This is a genomic window from Abyssisolibacter sp. ZYX002 (genome assembly GCF_056892235.1).
The window spans coordinates 1-19,483 of record NZ_JARMXH010000012.1; the positions used below are offsets into that span (position 1 = coordinate 1).

17 protein-coding genes are annotated in these 19,483 nt (G+C 30.8%); all 17 read right to left on the reverse strand.

Translation table 11 applies throughout. The features are described from left to right. Positions 1-650: 650 nt before the first annotated feature. Positions 651-1,427 carry an ABC transporter permease gene (locus P3X86_RS19705; RefSeq protein ID WP_483294455.1) on the reverse strand — a complete coding sequence of 259 codons (777 nt, stop codon included), beginning with the start codon at positions 1,425-1,427 and terminating at the stop codon, positions 651-653. After that, complete coding sequence (locus tag P3X86_RS19710; RefSeq protein WP_483294456.1) at positions 1,415-2,371, reverse strand: ATP-binding cassette domain-containing protein; 957 nt, start codon at positions 2,369-2,371, stop codon at positions 1,415-1,417. The genes P3X86_RS19705 and P3X86_RS19710 overlap by 13 nt, the downstream gene beginning before the upstream one ends. A gap of 877 nt (positions 2,372-3,248) precedes the next feature. Continuing rightward, positions 3,249-4,232 carry a MerR family transcriptional regulator gene (locus P3X86_RS19715; RefSeq protein WP_483294457.1) on the reverse strand — a complete coding sequence of 328 codons (984 nt, stop codon included), beginning with the start codon at positions 4,230-4,232 and terminating at the stop codon, positions 3,249-3,251. A 405-nt stretch (positions 4,233-4,637) separates the two neighbouring features. Next, positions 4,638-4,805 carry a DUF1643 domain-containing protein gene (locus tag P3X86_RS19720; protein WP_483294458.1) on the reverse strand — a complete coding sequence of 56 codons (168 nt, stop codon included), beginning with the start codon at positions 4,803-4,805 and terminating at the stop codon, positions 4,638-4,640. A gap of 502 nt (positions 4,806-5,307) precedes the next feature. Continuing rightward, entirely contained in the window at positions 5,308-5,937 is a 630-nt protein-coding gene (locus P3X86_RS19725) for a hypothetical protein (protein ID WP_483294518.1), read from the reverse strand. Between the two features lie 805 nt (positions 5,938-6,742). Then, positions 6,743-7,663, reverse strand: a complete 921-nt coding sequence (locus P3X86_RS19730; protein WP_483294459.1) for a phosphotransferase — start codon at positions 7,661-7,663, stop codon at positions 6,743-6,745. A gap of 40 nt (positions 7,664-7,703) precedes the next feature. Beyond that, positions 7,704-8,183, reverse strand: coding sequence for a 23S rRNA (pseudouridine(1915)-N(3))-methyltransferase RlmH (gene rlmH / locus P3X86_RS19735; protein WP_483294460.1), 480 nt, complete (start codon positions 8,181-8,183; stop codon positions 7,704-7,706). A gap of 11 nt (positions 8,184-8,194) precedes the next feature. After that, the gene (locus P3X86_RS19740) at positions 8,195-8,362 is read right to left on the reverse strand and encodes a CxxH/CxxC protein (protein WP_483294461.1); all 168 of its coding nucleotides are present in this window, start codon (positions 8,360-8,362) and stop codon (positions 8,195-8,197) included. Between the two features lie 94 nt (positions 8,363-8,456). Continuing rightward, complete coding sequence (gene htrA, locus P3X86_RS19745) at positions 8,457-9,623, reverse strand: serine protease HtrA (protein WP_483294462.1); 1,167 nt, start codon at positions 9,621-9,623, stop codon at positions 8,457-8,459. A gap of 28 nt (positions 9,624-9,651) precedes the next feature. After that, positions 9,652-10,446: an MBL fold metallo-hydrolase gene (locus tag P3X86_RS19750; RefSeq protein ID WP_483294463.1), complete on the reverse strand. Its 795-nt coding sequence runs from the start codon at positions 10,444-10,446 to the stop codon at positions 9,652-9,654. A gap of 107 nt (positions 10,447-10,553) precedes the next feature. Next, on the reverse strand, positions 10,554-11,804 hold the full coding sequence (locus P3X86_RS19755) for a UDP-N-acetylglucosamine 1-carboxyvinyltransferase (RefSeq protein WP_483294464.1): 1,251 nt from the start codon (positions 11,802-11,804) through the stop codon (positions 10,554-10,556). A 224-nt stretch (positions 11,805-12,028) separates the two neighbouring features. Continuing rightward, positions 12,029-12,898, reverse strand: a complete 870-nt coding sequence (gene yycI / locus P3X86_RS19760) for a two-component system regulatory protein YycI (RefSeq protein ID WP_483294465.1) — start codon at positions 12,896-12,898, stop codon at positions 12,029-12,031. Between the two features lie 35 nt (positions 12,899-12,933). Next, entirely contained in the window at positions 12,934-14,346 is a 1,413-nt protein-coding gene (locus tag P3X86_RS19765; RefSeq protein ID WP_483294466.1) for a hypothetical protein, read from the reverse strand. A 27-nt stretch (positions 14,347-14,373) separates the two neighbouring features. Continuing rightward, positions 14,374-15,120, reverse strand: coding sequence for a hypothetical protein (locus P3X86_RS19770; protein WP_483294467.1), 747 nt, complete (start codon positions 15,118-15,120; stop codon positions 14,374-14,376). Between the two features lie 104 nt (positions 15,121-15,224). After that, entirely contained in the window at positions 15,225-17,021 is a 1,797-nt protein-coding gene (locus tag P3X86_RS19775) for a HAMP domain-containing sensor histidine kinase (RefSeq protein WP_483294468.1), read from the reverse strand. Between the two features lie 2 nt (positions 17,022-17,023). Further along, a complete protein-coding gene (locus P3X86_RS19780; protein ID WP_483294469.1) occupies positions 17,024-17,713 on the reverse strand; it encodes a response regulator in 690 nt (229 codons plus the stop codon). Between the two features lie 363 nt (positions 17,714-18,076). Then, entirely contained in the window at positions 18,077-19,060 is a 984-nt protein-coding gene (locus tag P3X86_RS19785; RefSeq protein ID WP_483294470.1) for a stalk domain-containing protein, read from the reverse strand. Positions 19,061-19,483 lie beyond the last annotated feature (423 nt).

Consider the following 19,483-nt stretch of genomic DNA (forward strand, 5'->3'; position numbering starts at 1 on the left):
ATCAAAGAGTTAGGTTATCTTAATATAATATTATTATACTTATAGGATTGCTTGCATTTTTTTGTCTATTCTTTTATACATCTAAATTATTGAAATCTCCTTTAATATAATAGCAGTACCTACTTAAAATTGTATTTTCTACTATTATATTATTAATTAGCTTAAAAACTATTCAAATATTATATAGCTATCTTAAACATATAAAAGCAAGGAGAATCTTCATTATTTAAGCTTCTCCCTTAATATTCAGTAGGTGCTTTTGTAGCTTCTCATTAAATACAATTTCAATGGTATCAATTTTTTACCTTTCTGTAACCGTGATTCTATTTACAGGTAGCTATAATACATCTTTTTATCTGATGTTGTGATTGTTCTATTAACTGATGGAAATTCATCATAGCTACTTTTTAACATGTTTAAATGAAATATGTTCAGTTAATTTTACTTGTAATTGGGCTAAACTTTAATAATTTTAACTCTTCACTAATACAGCTGATTCAAGCATTTTTAGTAATTCACTATGTACTGAATATCTTATATGTACAAAAAACTACCTTTATCTTCTGGTTATACTGTATTTACAAACTTTTCCCAAGCTTTTACATCCCAATTAAATATTTATACCTTATTACCTCAACTTATGCTGAGATTCACACAGATGTCTTATGTTCATAAGTGTACTTTGATACAATGAAACTTACTATTATTATTCCTAGGCACCAAGCTAATGCTATTATCCAGTCGTTACCTATTTCTGTTCCTGAGAATAGTCCTCTAATTGTATTTGTTATTGGTGTAAATGGTTGATAATCCGCGAAGTAACGTAATGCTTGTGGCATAGTTTCAGTGGGAATAAATGCTGAACTTACATATGGAGCAAATTGCACAAACATCATTATTCCTCCTACTGATTCTACATTGCTTCCAAGTAGTCCTATCATTAATGATACCATTGTTATCATCAAAATATAAATAATAATCATTCCTATTATTGCAAACCAATCCATCAATATTGCATCAGTTCTAAACCCTAATAAATATGCAAAAGGTATAATGACTGTCGTTCCTAATAGGTTGCGAACAACGGATGCAAAAATGTGCCCAGTTAGAACTGAAGATTGATTGATATTCATTGTTCTAAATCTATCTATAATCCCTTTTGTCATATCATTGTTTACGCCTAAAGATGTCATATACGCTCCAAATGCAGGTGCCATAATAATTATTCCTGGTAATACGTAATTTAAATATTTTATTCTATCTCCATCTGGACCTAATGCTCCTCCAAATACATATACGAATAGTAATGTTACAAATATAGGTAAAAAAATTGTCATTGCTATGGACTCAGGATTTCTAATCACGTGTATTAAATTTCTCTTTATCATTACTAGTACATTGCTACTGTTTTTTATTATTGTTTGCATCTAAAACCCCTCCTCTCTTCATCATGACCTATCACTTTTAGAAATACATCTTCCATGGATGCTTTTTTCTTCTCAAAGTTTTCAACTTCCAAGTTTACAGCTTTTAGATCATTCAATATATCAATGACTTCATTCACTGAATCATGTGTTTCAATTCTTAATTTATTACTATTTTCAACTATAATTGCATTATATTTATTTAATAGCAAATTTGCTTTTTTTGTTTCTTCTGCTGTTCTAAAATATAACTCTATGATATTGCTAGGGATAATATTTTTTATTTCATCATTTGTTCCTTTTGCAATTATTACCCCCTTATCTAAAATCGCTATTTTATCCGCTAACTCATCTGCTTCTTCAAGATACTGAGTCGTCAAGAAAATAGTTACTCCAGTTTTTGAAAGTTGTTTTATTGTTTTCCACATTGACTTTCTACTTTGTGGATCTAATCCTGTTGTCGGTTCATCTAGAAATATTATGTTAGGAGTTCCCATTAAACTCATTGCAATATCAATTTTCCTTTTCATTCCACCTGAGTATGTTGATACGCGTCTATCAGCGTCATCAAGTAGGTCGAATTGTTTTAGTAGCATTTCTACTTTTGCTTTTGTATTTTCTATACCCAGAAGTTTTCCAATCATAAACAAATTTTCTCTGCCCGTTAAGATTTCATCAACAGCCGTATATTGTCCAGTTAGTGCTATGTTCTTTTTAACTTCCCGAGGTTTTTTTACCACATCAAAACCAGCCAATTTTACTTCACCACCATCTGGTTTTAGCAATGTTGAAAGTATTTTTATTGTTGTTGTTTTTCCTGCACCATTCGAACCAAGTAATGCAAAAATACTTCCTTTTTCCACCTGTAAGTTTATACCTTTCAGTACTTCTACACCTTTATAGGATTTAGATAAGTTCATAACTTCTATCATTACTTGTTTATTCATGCTTCTGCTTACCCCCCCAAATATATAATAGATTAAATAATAACCTTCCACCTAATATTATATCAACTTTATTTTTCTATGTAAAAGAGTTACTATGTAGCAAGTATCATTATACATATTATTTGTTTCAGAATCTTTTCCCATCATATCTTACAATTTTGTAACTTGTTTATATTTACCTATACCATTTACATAAATTACATTTTAGTGTATTTACTATTACTTGCTTACTTTCGCCTAAATGCCTATAACATAAAAAGAGGCGATACACTACAAATTTAATTTGTTAGTATATCAGCCTCTTTTTACAAATATCAATGAGGTCTAGAATAAGAAGAACCGCAGTTATTTATGATACAGTTCATCTCACTTAGCTCAACTGCGTTTTCTCCAAACTTATTAACTACCACATATAAGCAATCAGCCTAGATTTAACCTCACTCGTATATTCTATATCCCCCTCAAGTTTAGTGCATAATGTCTTATACTCCATAAGTGTTCTTAATACGAATAAGACCATAATCAGTACAACTGGTATCAAAGCGATACACGAACGTAAGAGCGATACTGTGGGTATGACAAAACAATACCTGTTTACATCGGCGATCTTCCTATACTGTAAGGATAACTTTTGGCATCCCTCCCCAATCATCCTCCAATGGTAGTCATTTATTTCAAGCTCCACTGTGCTACAATATGTTCCCAAAACCACTTTGAACTCTCTGTTCTGAATTTCCTCACCAAATATATACTTGAACACCATCTTACTCCAGCTTTCATTAAAGACGGTCAGAATATGCATAGAGCCATCTATCTTAATCAATCGTTTACTACAAAGTTTATATTCAGTTTTTAATACTCTTTTTTCTAACTCTGATTAAATATCATCTCTCAACTTTATAGGAAAATACCTTTGCATCTGTTTATATCCAAGTCCCTTTTCTATGTCTTTATAGGCAATATCTCTTCCATCTTCATATAAGTAAGGCATATTGAACATAACATTGCGGCTTTTGTCAAGCTCAAAATTGGTGTTTTGAATCCATCGGCCAACTTTATCTTCCACTTTATTTATGCTCTCGTTATCTTCGTCTATACTGACTGCCATAGCGTATAAACCTCCCGGAAAATCGACCAACTTAAAAGGTGCTACATCCGCATTAGTGACACCATCTTTAACGGCACATATCCATTCAGCTTTGTCATCATTTTTAGAAATCAAAAAATCAAAACAATCGAAAATAACAACCTTATACAAATGACAGTACTGCCATAGTTGGTACATATATCCGCCTTCCTTGAACATCTCCCCCCACGGTTGGTCGCTGCAAGTTACTGCTTTAAATTCTGGTATCTTGACAACCATTATATCAGGAATTTTTTTGTCTAATCTTTCAGTTATTTTATTCAGGCGGTTTATATTGGAAGGTTTGCCTATATAGTCAGTACTTATCAATTGTGTTTCAATCTCTTTTGCCTTGGTATACAGCAGTTTTATATCGGAATTGTTTGCAAAGTTCACTTGTTCAATTTCGTGTATAAAATCCAACACGATTTCCTTCAATTCATGTAAAAGTGAAACCTCGTCGTCTATTCTCTCCACTTTTTTCCCCAGCACTTCTAAAACTACATCTGAACCAGAAGTGTTGAAAACACGTTGAATGTCTTTTATACTAATATTCAGCTTACGTAATATTAGTATTTGTTCAAGCCGTCTAACAGCATTTTCATCATACATTCTATATGCATAGTCTTCACTTCTAGTGCTGGATAGCAATCCCATACTCTCATAATAACGTAATGTACGGGCTGTAATGTTGTAATTCCTTGACATATCTTTGATTTTGATTAAGTTATTCATTTATCTCGACCTCTTTTCTTAAAATATAATGATAAACTTATTATAAAGGATTACCTAAAGGAAGAGTCAAGAATGTAATGCCTTTTCTAGTCTAAAAATTAATACTCCTCTCAAATCATCATTGCCCAATAACTATTACTTCATTACTTGATCTTTTTTTCTTTAGAGCCTTAGAATATTTTTTTCAAGGTCTTTAGCTACCTCAATCCAAATCTTACGACAATCATTGTAGTTTTAGCACTATAGATGTTAATGCCATAACCAATTCCATTGATTCTTTTAGATTTGGTTAAAATCTTCGTTACTTATGATAAGATTCACCGTAATAGAGTTATCGGCAGTTTTTTGCATACTTTCAATAAAATAAGCTAAGTAGATTATATATCAACTCCTACTTAGCTTCATCTAAATTGTAGTTGTATGGTCTAATATAAGCTTACCTGCATCACTAGGGTTTTTCATTATTACCATTGCTTTTTTCTTAGTCTTATTCCATTCTCTCTTTAGCAGGTATCTGTATTTTTCATCTTCTGAGAAATGGCTTCGGTTTTTATGGTACTGGGGTGTTGGCATAGGTGATTATCTCCTTTCGGGGTAAAAGTAAACCTCCAACAGATTCTTTATCCGTTGGAGGTTGTATTATCAATATTATTATACATACTTGTCTTTTTAGTTACTGCAATTTCACATATCAATCCATCAATCTTTAAGTGTATTCTATCCATTCAGTATTAAAAATGATGCTCTGTACATTCTACAATGTCCTTGAATAACTATTTTTCTTGTTGTAAAATTGTAAAATACATCTGTCTTACGTAGTTTTCTTGCAATTTTTTTGCTCTAATGCATCATGTTAGTTGAACTTTTCAACCCTGACTCCATTTTCGTATATAAGCCTATTAAAGCCTGTCATGAATATGTCAATCAAAGCGTACCCATGACATAAAGCAATTATTTATTATGTGTTCTAGCTTAGCCCTCTTCTTCCAGCTTAATGACAAACCCACGATATTTTTATTATAAGTTATGATTTTAAGTGAAAAAATTTGAGTATCATTTTATATATTAAAAGTTATCAGTCTTCAACTGTAGCACATGAGTATTTAAACTCTGGTTGTGTCTGTATATAATAACCTGTTCTTACATAACCCATCCAATTTTGAAAAATTGATTTCCAATCATTCCTTGCAAAAAATGTTTCAATAGGATTTGGTACTGTGGAGTCCCATTCTAAGATTAAGAATGGACCAATTCCAAAAGCCCATATTCCCTTCGACTCTACGCCTGTTTCTCTAATGAGCAGCAAAGGAAGCCCATATTGATAGGCCATTCCAGGCTCAATCTGTGCAAAAGGACTTCCTTCCCACACTTTTTCTCCTATAGGCTCATTAAGATTGTTTTTAATAATCTTAACTTTTTGTTGTCTTAAATTAAGTGCCACCATTCCATAACTATTTATAATCATTCGACGAATATTTGTTAACGGTGTCTCAGGGTATTGCTCAGTTTCAGGTAGTGTTCGTGGAAAGAGCAATGCCTTTTTAATTTGCCTAATCATTGCATCAACAAATTGATGCTGTATAGTATTTAGACGACTTGGATGACTTAAAAATACAGGCACTCTAAATAAAAGATTAGCAGATTCTTTCATAATCGCAGTAGGCACTGGGCACACGTTGCTTGAAATTTTATTTATACCTTCCATTTGTGTCTCTACACCTATTTTAGCTCTATTCATGATTTCTTCCCCCTTCCACTATATCTTATGAAATAGAGCTTGATAATTTACAAATTCTATAACAACAGATTTATATTTCATAGAATAGCCAATAAATAATGAAGGCATGTAAAAATCTTAGCGAGTTCAAATCAAAAACAACTTAAAGGGCAGATTCATCAATGTTTCTTAATGAAGTACTGCCCTTTAAGTCGCTATCTCTTACATTAGTCAAAAGCTCCACCCCTTATAAGTTTTTAGCTAATGTCCTATCAAAGACTTCTGATTCTAAGGTTTAATCTGTTCTAGATTTACATATGTTGAAGGGACAGAGTAGTTATTTACTTCTGTCTTTGCTATAACTTCCAAATAATATTTACTGATACCCCCCTAACTCTTGATAGCTACCTTGTTGATACGCCATTAATATTTAATATCTTTTTAAATATTATTTTCATCTCTTCCTATGACTCATTTCGTATCATCCACGATTCAATTTTAAACTGTTTTGTATTATTTTCCTTAGTCCATCATTTGATAGACTCTTTACTTTATACCCCAAATAACTTTTTTAACAGAGCCTAAAGTTATTCAATTAAATTTTCTATCTGATAATAGTTATAATAAAAATGTATAGAAAATGTAAATTTTTAGCAAAAGTGCCCTACTTCCTCTTATTCTTACAATACACTTCAGGTATATGTCATAAGAAAACATATATAAAACCGTCGTTACTTATGGTATGGTTCACCGTACTGTATGCAACGGCGTTTTTTACATTACTGATGTAAATTTATCGTTTTAAGCCATTCATTAAACTCTCAAGTAATACTAATCTATATTCAACTTGTTTTAGTTCAATTATCTTAGAGGAATTAATCACTTTCAATGTAGCTCCAACTAATTTAGATAAAGTATACTTGAGTAAATAGGTTAACTTTTCATCAACATCATCAATCATATCATTTGGTAAACTCTTTTCGTACTCAGAAAAGCAAGCTAATACTTCACAATAATTTATTTCATCATTCTTATACAGAATCTCCCAATAAATAAAAGACGCAACAGACAAGTAATGTGAATCAACTAATGGTGTAAAATCAATAAATTTAACGTGTTTATGCTTGGTAAGAATCATATTATCAATACCTAAATCAGAATGGATAAGTTGATTTCTTTTTCGAGTCAATAAATCAACTTTCTGCAATACATGATTGGTACAACTGACTATTCTCTTTTGGAGGTCTTTATCAAAACCATAGATACATAAATCCCTTAAGTACTCATCAGATATATAACTTGTATTGAATGCATCATCCCAATAATTATGTCTTTCAATTTTTATGTCATTAATATTTACGTCACGTAACTCAATGTTAAATAATGCTAGCTCTCTCAGAAAACTAGATATTGATAAATCATCAATATTTGAAATTACTTCACCGTCGATATACTCATACAATACATAGTTATCATCAACAATAAATTCTCCTTCAATAGATTCAATAATCCTATTCATTTTTCGTTTCAAACCCAAAGCTTTATTTGCTACTATTTGAACTTGAACATAGTCTTCTCTCTGATTCCTCTTAAGAACATATTTTCCAGCTAATGATTCAATTATCCAAGTGTCATTCGAACCAAATCCTGGCATTACAACACTCTTTATTTCTCCAATTTCATATTGAGCTATTATATCTTCAATACTTTTCATATTTAAATTTCCCATCTCCTTATGAACTTACTAATAGCAATTACTTATGATACGGTTCCCCCATCCTAATCCTAAACGCTCTATAAATCTGCTCAACTAGTACTAACCTCATCAGCTGATGAGGGAAAGTCATTTTTGAGAATGATAGTTTTAATTTGCTTTTTTGTGTTATCTTACTTGATAACCCTAGTGAACCTCCTATTATGAAGGTTATATGGTTGTCTCCTTCTAAAAATACCTTGTCCAACTTTTTTGAAAAATCCTCTGAGGAGAGCTGTTTTCCATCTATACAGAGTGGTATTATGTATGAACTATCATTTAATCTCTTTTGTATCTTTTCAGCTTCTTTGTCTTTTACTATCTGCATATCTGCATCACTGAGATTCTCTGGTGCTTTTTCATCTGGTACTTCTATAATCTCTAGTTTGCAGTATTTAGAAAGCCTTTTTGAATACTCGTTTATACCATTTATTAAATATTTCTCTTTTAATTTTCCTACTGCTATTATAGTTATTTTCATATTTTCTTTCCTTATACCACTAAATATTTTGGTTTTTTATCACAATAGTCACATGTACTTGGGCTAGTCCAGTCTGTGAAATATATCTTCTCTAACTCATAAAAATCTGGACACTGATCATATACATCTAAAAAATCATCTATTGCTATCTCTAAGTGCTCGTTACATACTACATACATGTCAATCATCTCCACTTTTAGTCTTGTCTTTATTATATGATAAAAAAGGTTGTCTTAAAATTGTTTTTTTAATATTTTATTATTAACATTTATATTATGAAGGTGTCCTTCCTAATATAACTTGTATCTTTCTTTGTCTTCTATTTCTAATTATATCTATCGTAACTGAATCGTTGGGACTAAGTTCATATAAGTACCTTCTAAGTGTACTCATATCTTCTATTTGTTTATCATCAATTTTAGCAAGTATATCTGATGCCTTTATTCCCGCTTTAAAGGCAGGTGAGTCTTTGGCTACTTCTACTATTACAACTCCACTGTCCGCCCCTGTTCTCTCTCCTGTGGCTCTCTCGTAGATATCTACAGGGTATCCTCCTATTCCTATGTATGCTAAGTCAAATTTCCCATTTTTTATTATTTGCTCTATTATTGGCTTTGCTGTATTTATTGGTACTGAGAACCCTAGCCCTTCTGCCGATGTAATCTTGGCTGTGTTCACTCCTATTACTTGCCCTTTTGCGTTTAACAATGGTCCTCCGCTATTGCCTGGGTTTATTGATGCATCTGTCTGTATCAAGTCATCTATCAATACTGCCTGTGTTCTTATGCTTCTTTTTAATCCACTTATTATACCCAACGTTACTGTCCTTTGAAACTGTAATCCAAGTGGATTGCCTATAGCTATAGCCAACTCGCCAACTTCCAAATTATCCGAATCTCCAAGTTCTGCTGGCACTAAATTATTTGACTTTGTTTTTATTATAGCTAAATCGAGCGCTTGCTCATACCATACTATAGATGCTTTTTCTTTTGTGCCATTTTCATATTGAACTGTTATGTCCTTTGCTTTACCATCACCTATAACATGTGAGTTTGTAAGTATGTATCCTTTGCTATCTATTATTATTCCTGAGCCAAGTCCCTGAACTTCTTGTAATCTATTAAAATAACTGCTTTTTAGCTCTACTGTTGTTATCCCTACTACTGACTTCATGCTTTTTTTGTATACTGCTGTAACATTTGTTATTCCATTATTAGGATTTATAGTTATCGGCTGTGGATTCTTTATTTCGGGAGCAGGTGTAGTTTCTCCATAAAAATACGTTAAAGCTATATAAGCCACTATTAGTCCACCTATTATTGCTGATATTAGTGAGATTATTATATATATAACTGTACTTTTTCTTTGTCTGCTAGAATATATAATTTGTGGATTGCTTGATTCCCTATTGTAGGTATTTCTTTGATTATTTTCATCCAATGTTAAAGCACCTCTTCATACTATTGTATTATAGAGTATATACTTTAGATGGTTTGGACCTATAAGTCATATCTAGTTTCACATCTTTTTTTATGTCTATACCTGATTGTGTCATGATATCGCTAACTGTTCTATATGCTAGCTCTGGAAAGTTGTTTTCTTGACTTAAATGCGCCAATAATATGACCTTCATATCATAAGTATATACATCTGTTATTGTTTCTCCTGCTACTTCGTTAGATATATGTCCAAAATCTCCCAATATTCTTTTCTTAAGTGGCCATGGATATCTACCTACTCTTACCATCTCTGGATTATGATTTGATTCTAGAAGTAATAGGTTTGATTTTTTTATTTTCTTTTTTATTTCTTCGTCTACATGCCCAGTGTCTGTTAATAAGCTTATTTTTGTACTTTTATGGTTGATACAGTACCCTACTGGATCGGATGCATCGTGATGAATTTTAAAACTCTCTATCCCTAAGTCCGCTATTTCAAAATGATCTCCTGTGGTAAATGTCTTGATATTTTCTTCTTTAACTTTTCCCATACTATTTCTCATACTTTCCCATGTATTAGTATTTACATAAATGGGTAAATTAAACCTTCTGGATAATATTCCCACTCCTTTTACATGGTCTGAATGTTCATGTGTAACTAATATACCATTTATCGTCTTAGGATCTACCTGTATTGATTCTAGTGCTTGTTGTATTCTCTTTCCGCTTAATCCTGCATCTACTAATATTCTTATTTTTTCTGTCTCTATGTATTGACAATTTCCACTACTACCGCTTGCTAATGAACAAAATCTTATCGACATTTAATTCCTCCAATATATTTTTTAGATATAGAAAAAACCGAGAAATCTCGGTCATTATTTTTTTCTACGATTACACTTTTAATAATCTACAAGCTATTATTTGATTTTTATATCCTTACAATTTTAGCTCCTAGATTTTTCATTTTTGTTTCCATTGATACATAGCCTCTATATATATGCTGTATGTTATCAATTTCTGTTGTACCTTCTGCTATCAAGCCAGCTATTACAAATGCTGCTCCAGCTCTTAGGTCGGTTGCTGATATTTTTGCACCACTTAGTTTGTCTATTCCTTTAATTACTGCTGTCTTTCCATCAACTTTTATATTAGCGCCCATGCGCTTCAACTCATCTACATACTTAAATCTTGCTTCAAATACAGTTTCTGTGACCATACTAGTCCCCTTTATTGTTGATAACAATACGGCCATAGGTTGCTGTAAATCTGTTGCTAGTCCAGGGTATGTAAGCGTCTTAATGTTAACATTTTTAAGATTTCTCGTTACTCTTACTCTAACGGAATTATCATATTCTCTTACCTCTACACCCATTTCTCTAAGCTTAGCTATCACAGCCTCTAGATGCTTTGGTATAACATCCTTTACTAATACATCTCCACCTGTTGCAGCTGCAGCAACCATATATGTTCCTGCTTCTATCATATCTGGTATAATGCTATATGTGCATCCATGAAGCTTTTCCACTCCACTAATCTTTATTAAATCTGTTCCTGCACCTCTTATATTTGCTCCCATTGAGTTAAGAAAATTCGCTGTATCAACAATATGTGGCTCTTTTGCAGCATTTTCTATTATTGTATTTCCTTTCGCGAGTACCGCCGCTAGCATTATATTTATTGTTGCTCCTACACTAGCAAAATCTAAATATATGTTTGTACCTTTTAAACCTTCTCCATTACATTTTATTATTCCATGATCTATTTTTACATCTGCTCCTAATGCTTCAAATCCTTTTATGTGTAAATCTATCGGTCTAGCCCCTATATCACAGCCTCCAGGATATACTATACTTCCTCCTTTAAATCTACCAAGAGCTACTCCTGCTAGGTAATATGAAGCTCTTAGTTGCTTTGCAAGCTCATATGGTGCTGTTTTATTTTCTACATTTGTTGCGTCAATTGTCATTACGCCATCATCGCTTAAGTGAACTTTTCCACCTAATGTTTCTATTATATTTTTTAATATATATACATCCTTTATCAAAGGTATATTCTCTATTACACTTTTATCTGCAGCTAGTAATGATGCTGTTATTATTGGAAGTGCTGCATTTTTAAAACCACTAATGCTTACTTCTCCGTTAAGTTTTACTCCACCTTCTATAACTAATTTATTCATAGGTCTAACTGAATAAGTTCAGTCTAACTCACCCCTCTTTATATTTTTTATTTTTAAACGGCGTGTTTTGATCTTTCTGTGTATAAATAGGTTATTCTTATTATATTATATATAATTTTTCGTTTTTTTCAAATAGCAATATTAAAATTACAGTAAAATTTAGTATGTTATTTAACAAATACCAGCCCCAAAATGTATAATATTTATAAATATTCAATTTTAAACTAGTATTCCTCCAATATTATTAACTCTCCATCATTCATTTTGACTCTCCATGCAGGAACCGCATCTCCTTCTTTTGCTTGTTTATTATGGTTTATTATTTCGTCTCTTGACGAAAAATAATAGCACATAGACATATCAACTATTGATTTGCCATATGCTTCTTTTCTTGAAAGCAATCTCAGTAGAGCTTTTTGTGGAGATCCCATTTTTATTTCACTATTTTTCTCTTTTTTGACCTCTAGCCATTTCCTTTTAAAATTTTTTATGCCAAATTGATCTATCTCAAATATCATATATGAATCTTCTATAAGCATATTATTATAAAACTTTGTAAAATGCAAATTATATTTATTTCCTTTTTTGGTGTAATTGGTCAATTTCATATCATCGGTATTGAATTCTAGACGCTTTAGAAAGTCTTTGCACATATTCTCTAATTTTTCTTGATTTATATTTTCTATATCAAGTTTACTTTCTCTTCTATAGTCTCTATATTCTATTACATTATTTGCACCATACAAAATAAGCTCTTCACCTGTACTCTTGTAGGTCAATGTGTGTTCTTTATAGTCTTTTTTTTGAGCATAACTGTTAAAGAATCTACTTGCTAGCTTATTTTTATTAAATTCACTTGAATACGATTCATATTCTATTGTTATTAGTGTCTTTACAGGAGCCTGGTCTAATATTTCACAATCTATTTTTATGTCTTTGTCTTCTAATTCTTTGACTACCATTTGCACAAACTTATCATCTACTGTATTACCTTTCTTAGTACTATTGTCTATATCTATTTTAACATATAGTAAAAATAAGTTTGTTATTATGAATACTACTATTAATATGCTTTTTGCTTTTGACCAATTCATTAGAACACCATCCATATATCTGACATAGTTATTTTTTACTTTTCATCAATCAACAATCCATTTTCCGCATCATATACGTATACATGATCACCTATTTCTATAACCCATGAGGCTCTAAGTTTAGAAAATGTATTGTTATCAATTAAATCATAGTATCTAAAATATACATTATCGATATTATTTAAAAAATCATCCTCAACTTTGCCTTTCTTTTTTTCGTTTTTGCTCTGAAATTTGTTACCCATATAGTTATAGTTTTTCTCTATTATATCTTTTGGTGAAAGCACGTTAAAAGGATTCGTATCCACCAATACTTCTCTTATACATGACTTATATTTTGTCACTGTACTTCCGTATACTTCCATCTCTATAGGACTTGATAAATATTTATTGTTTATCGATGTTCTTACTGGTCTATTAAATATATTATATGAAAAACTAAATCTATAGCCTTTGTTTTTATCATTATCTAAATCTTCTATATGTGTTAAATATATATTACTTGTATACTCTGTTTTCTCTACTATAAAATTAACTGCTGCAATAAAACTATTATACAAATCTTTGTCTAATACACTCTCTCCTGAGTTATCATAATACTCTATTATTCCGTTATTTCTTAATACTAGATTTTTTTGTCCATACATATATATCTTAGTATCGTCATCTTGAACTATCTTTCTTATATAGTTTATGTCTTTTTCTAAGTATTTACTTGCTATATTTTCCATATCTTTCTCTGATACATATTCTTTTACATACGGACTTGTAATCTTCTTTGATACATTTACCGGAATAAATATGTCTTTACTCTTATCGCCTATAAAAAGTTTGTATCCTTCGTAGTATTTAGGTAGCTCATCATCTAACTTTATACTCTCAGCTATTTCATTCAATTCTTCAAGCTTTATTGCTCCATTTTTAAGCTTTACATAGCTTTTATCATTAGCTATGATTACATAATGATCGGAACCTAGATAAAAATATAATACATTCATATCTTTTATATACTTAGAGATTATGCTTATATCCTTTATCCCAAGTACTTTACTAGCAAATTTAATATCAATTAAATCATCAAATTTCATCACTATTGATTTTTGAGAATACATTTCATTTTGTAATTCTTCATCAACTTCTCCGTATAGACTAACGTTTGTCTTATCATCATCTAAATAATCCTTTAAACCACTTTGTCCGAGCGTCCATACTTTGTATTTGTTATTACTATATATCATCTTGTGGTGGCTATCTGAATAATTTATTATAAATCTACTCGGTGCAAGAAAATCACCACTATTGATTACTTCATTTGTAGATATTTTTTTCTTGTTAAAAATAAAATTCGTATTAAAAGAAATCCCTGTCAGAAGTTCATGACAGAGTATTATACTAATTATAAATAATCCTATTAAGGTATATGTTTTTAATCTTTCTATTTTCACCATAGTCATCTCCAAGACTAATCTTTAAGTTTATTGATTGCTATTCTCTGATTTTGGTTTTTCTACATTTATGTTATTTGTTTTTATTTTCTCAATATATTCCTTAGCCTTTTCTTCGTCTGCAATAATAATATTCTTTAGCACTGCTTTTAAAACATTTCCTTTTGAATCTCTTATAAATATTATTATTTTTATGTTTCCAGTTTCTACATTTATTTCTTCTGTAAATATTCCTAATTCTTTTACTTGTATTTCTTTGGCTATCAGCCTAGTTGCTTTATCTATATCTTTAAGTATCTCATCCTTGTTCTCTAGTTTATCTATATCAAGCTCTTTATTGTTTGCATCTAATATCTTAACTTTATCTACTTGATTCGCTTGTGAATTTGTTTCTTTGTTTTCTGTTTTATTTACTGCTGGTTTTACTTCTTTTGCTGTATTTTTAACGTCTTCTTTTTTATCTGTTTCATTTGCTTGATCATTATTTTCTATTTGCAAAAAGTCTTTTATATCTTTTTTACTATCAACTTTATATACTTCTATTAAAACCTTTAGCCCTTCTTTAGCCTTCCCTGAAACTAATATTTTCTTTTCTGATGTGACTAAATTATCTTCAGGAGACGTTATAGCTATGCTCTCTATTAATTTTTGATTTTCCATTTTAACCGCTTCACCAATTTTAGGTTGTACTGAATCCATTTCTGGCTTTGCGTACGAAGCTGTACCCATTGCTAAAACTGCTAGTAAACTTACTCCCATCAAAATTCTTTTTAGCATAATTTATTCCTCCCAAACAATATAGTCACAATTCTACATCATTATTATATACTAGTTTTGTTACAACCGTATTACAAGCGAATTAAGAAAGAATTACACTACTTTCAGTTATCGTTATTCACTAATGGCAACATTATTTTGACTTCTGTACCTTTATTATATTCGCTATTAATTTCAATAGTTCCTTTATGTGCTTGTACTATTTGTTTAGCTATTGATAATCCTAAACCTGTACCTCCCATTTCTCTGGATCTAGCTTTATCAACTCTATAGAAGCGTTCAAATATTCTATTCAAATCATCCTTTGGTATGCCTAGACCATTATCCTTTATTACAATATTCAATGTATCCATGACTTTGAACACATTTAGAGATATAGCTCCTCCATCTGGAGTATACTTGATGGCATTACTTAGTATATTTAGTATTACTTGCTCTATACCATCTCTGTCTACATGTATATTTGGCAATCCCTCTTCTATTGTTGTAGTAAGTGCTTGGTTCTTATCCTTAGCAGCCATTGTTAACTTCATTACTGCTTTATCAATAAGCTCTTTGACTTCTAAGTCTTTAAATTTCCACTTTGTCTGTTTATAATCCATATTAGATAACTGTAATAAATCCCTAACTATTCTAGTCATTCTATCACATTCACTATTCACTATCTCTAGAAAATTAAGTGTTAATTCTTTCTCGTCTATTACGCCATCTATTATCGTCTCTGTATAACTTTTTATAGTTGTTATTGGTGTTTTTAGCTCATGAGATACATTAGCTACAAACTCTCTTCTCATATTCTCTAGCTTTTGTTGCTCTGTTACATCTTGTAATACTGCTATTATTCCACCAATTTCTTGATTGTCATTTTTAAATGGTGCATATTTTACTAAATAGGAATGATTATCTTTACTTATAAGTTCACTACCTCTATAATCACTACTTTGATTCATATGTTTTAGTGTCAATTTTGAATCTAATTTTGATATAACTGTATCGTAATCTACATCAGTTAGTGCATCAAACTCTATATTCAATATATTAAGAGCTATAGGATTTGCATGCAATATATTACCTTTTATATCACATCCAATAACTCCATCTGCCATATGATTAAATATCGTATCCATTTTACTCTTTTCTCTGTATATCTCTGCTAGTGTGATTTTGAGTTTCTCTGTAAGTGTGTTAAACATTGTAGCAAGCTGACCTATTTCATCCTCCGATTTGACTTCTACTCTTTGGTCAAAGTCTCCACTTACCATTTGCTTGGCTTTTATTGTAACATCATTTATTGGTATGGTTACACTCTTTGCTATAACGAAACCTATGCATATAGTAACTAAAAGTGCTAATATTGTACCTTCTATCATTATAACTTTAGACCTATTTAACATAGCATCTACTTCTTTAAGCTCACTCGTTACATATATAAGTCCTATTACTTCATCATTTTCGTCAGTTACTGGATGTACCAAATGATTTTCTCTGGAGTCATCTTGGTGCTGAATCCCTATGGATTCTTTTCCTTCATTTAATGAATATAATATATATTCTGGATTAATTTCTTTAAAATCAAACACACTTTTGCCAATATCTTTATTATTCCAAGGTATCGTTCCAACTATTTTTGGATAATCAGATTTCTCTATTATATATATTTTATAACCTATAGGTACAGGCCAATTGTTAAATGCACTTTCTTTTATTTCGTCCCACTTTCTTGCTTTTATCTCTTGTGACACGTCAAGCACCCTACCTACATATCCGTTCATTGTTTTGTCTATCTGTTCGATTTGTACTTTCTCAAACTGTTTTATTATAAATACCCCTACTATAAGCATAGCTATAAAAACTAATAGGAAATAAATCGTCGTAAATTTCCACCTTATGCTTTTAAACATTACTAGTTCCTCCTAAAATAGTACCCTACCCCTCTTTTTGTAATAATGTATTTTGCATTGCTTGAGTTGTCCTCTATTTTTTGTCTTAATCTTCTAACTGTAACGTCTACTGTTCTAATATCTCCATAATACTCATAACCCCAAACTTCTTCTAATAACTGCTCTCTAGAAAAAACTTGTTCTGTTCTCATGCATAGAAATTTAAGTAGCTCAAATTCTCTTAAAGTTAAATCTACTACTTTCTCATTTTTAGTAACTTCATATTTGTTTAAATCTATCATCAAATCTCCTGAGACAATTATATCTTTATTAGTAGTTGCAGCTACCATTTCTCCTCTTCTGATATTTGCTTTTACTCTTGCTAGTAACTCTCTCATGCTAAACGGCTTTGTAATATAGTCATCCGCACCTAGCTCTAAACCTAATATCTTATCCACTTCTTCTTCTTTTGCTGTAAGCATCAAAATAGGCGTGCTTAGCTTTTGTCTTATCTCTTTTAACACTTGAAATCCATCCTTGTTAGGTAACATTACATCTAACAGTATTAAATCTGGCTCATGTGCAAGTGCTTTTTTTACTGCTTCGTCACCTTCGTATGCTAAGCTAACGTCATAACCTTCTTTTTCCAAATTAAATCTCAAAATATCAGCAATCGGTCTCTCATCGTCTACAACTAAAATCTTTTTGCCCAATACTTTCACCTCTTTATCAATTTACTCTTTCTTATTTATAATAGTGTCAATCTACCAACCATCTCTTTATCAGTATCATAATTTCCATGTATATAACCTATATTTGAAATATTCAGTAGTTCTTCTATAATCAATAATTTCTTTTTCATGCTCTCTTTTTTGTACAATCATTTTCATTATATCATAGTATACTTGAAACTTCATTTCCAATTTATATAATATTAGATTTGTAACATATATTTAATTTTACATTTTGCATTATAATGAATTATTCAGATATTGTCAAATTTTATATAATAAAGGCACAATTAATTCTCTACTAGAAGTTAATCATGCCTTTTCTATGGTTATTTGTTCAGTTTTTTACGAACCGTATTCATATTCCTTGTTCAATTCTTCATCATCTTCGTCATATCTATATCTGGCAGTACTATCATCGTCTTCATCTTCAACGTAGATTTTTATATCTTTATTAAAGCTCTCAGCCATCTGCTCTGCAAAATCTTCTACAAAGTCTCTAAAGTCGCTAACCCCTCTATCATCCCATTCATCGTCAGTTCTATCAAAGTTCTGTCCTTCCATTACAACTTTAATATAATATGAGGATTTTGTTACATCATACTTGAATTTTAGATCACCTTCATCTCCCTCAAATACAGCATAGTTATCCTCTAGTGTATCTTCTGCATCGCTTGTTGATGAAAAATCTAGCGTTTCATTTACCACCTTAAATTTGCTTTGCTCATATATATATTCATATTCTCCAACTACATCGCTATCGTCATCATAAAAGTATATTTTTGAATCTTTTTGGTATAATCTTGACGTTTCTATAAGAATGTTCTTTGCAAATTGCTTGAAATCTTCCTTATCTCTTTTTTTCCACTTGGAATTGTTCTTATCAAAATCTTCTCCCATTCCTTTAACTTTTACGTAGTTAACATAATTTGTTATATTATAACTAAACTCTAAATCATATTTTCCACCATTAAAAGTACCGTACTTAGTGTTTAATGTTTTTACGAAATTGTTAATAGTCGTGTTGTTGTTATTAGGAGTATATGGATTTATAATAGGTCTACCTACCCTATTCATTATATATAGAGTATTAGACTGTTCTATCCATACTGCATCGTAGTTCGTATACTGCGCAATGTCTTTTGCTGATATGTATACATCTCCATTGTATATGATAGGCTTGTTTATTAGATTCACATGATTCCCATTCAATACTGTATTTGCATTACAAATAAATGCTTTAATCTCTTGATTATACGTAACTCCTATTGCAGTACTCGCTAGCATCAATACGGAAATTAACAATACTACTGCTATTTTCTTTTTCATAACGGTCCTCCTATTTACATTTTTATGCAATCTTTTTTATTAAATTATACCACTATTACTACAAAATCTCTATTCTATTTTATAAACAACTAAAATATATGTAAATAGGTATGTATTATCATTTATATATCAAACTTATATAAATATTTTTCTTTCTTCACTCTCTTTCAATAGATAACTAACCTCTCTTTCCCCTTATTAGTGCATGTCAATAATGAATATTGTAATTTTCATTCGCTTTTTAAAACTCATTGTATCATCTGACTTTATTTTGTCTTTATCATATACTAAATAGCTATATATGCTATTGTGGCTGTATATAGTAACTTGATCACTTATTCTAATTCATCAGGTCTCTCGAGCTTCCTTCTATACGTTTTCATACTATGAGCTGTTCTTCCCAGTAGTATGCAGTTCCCATAC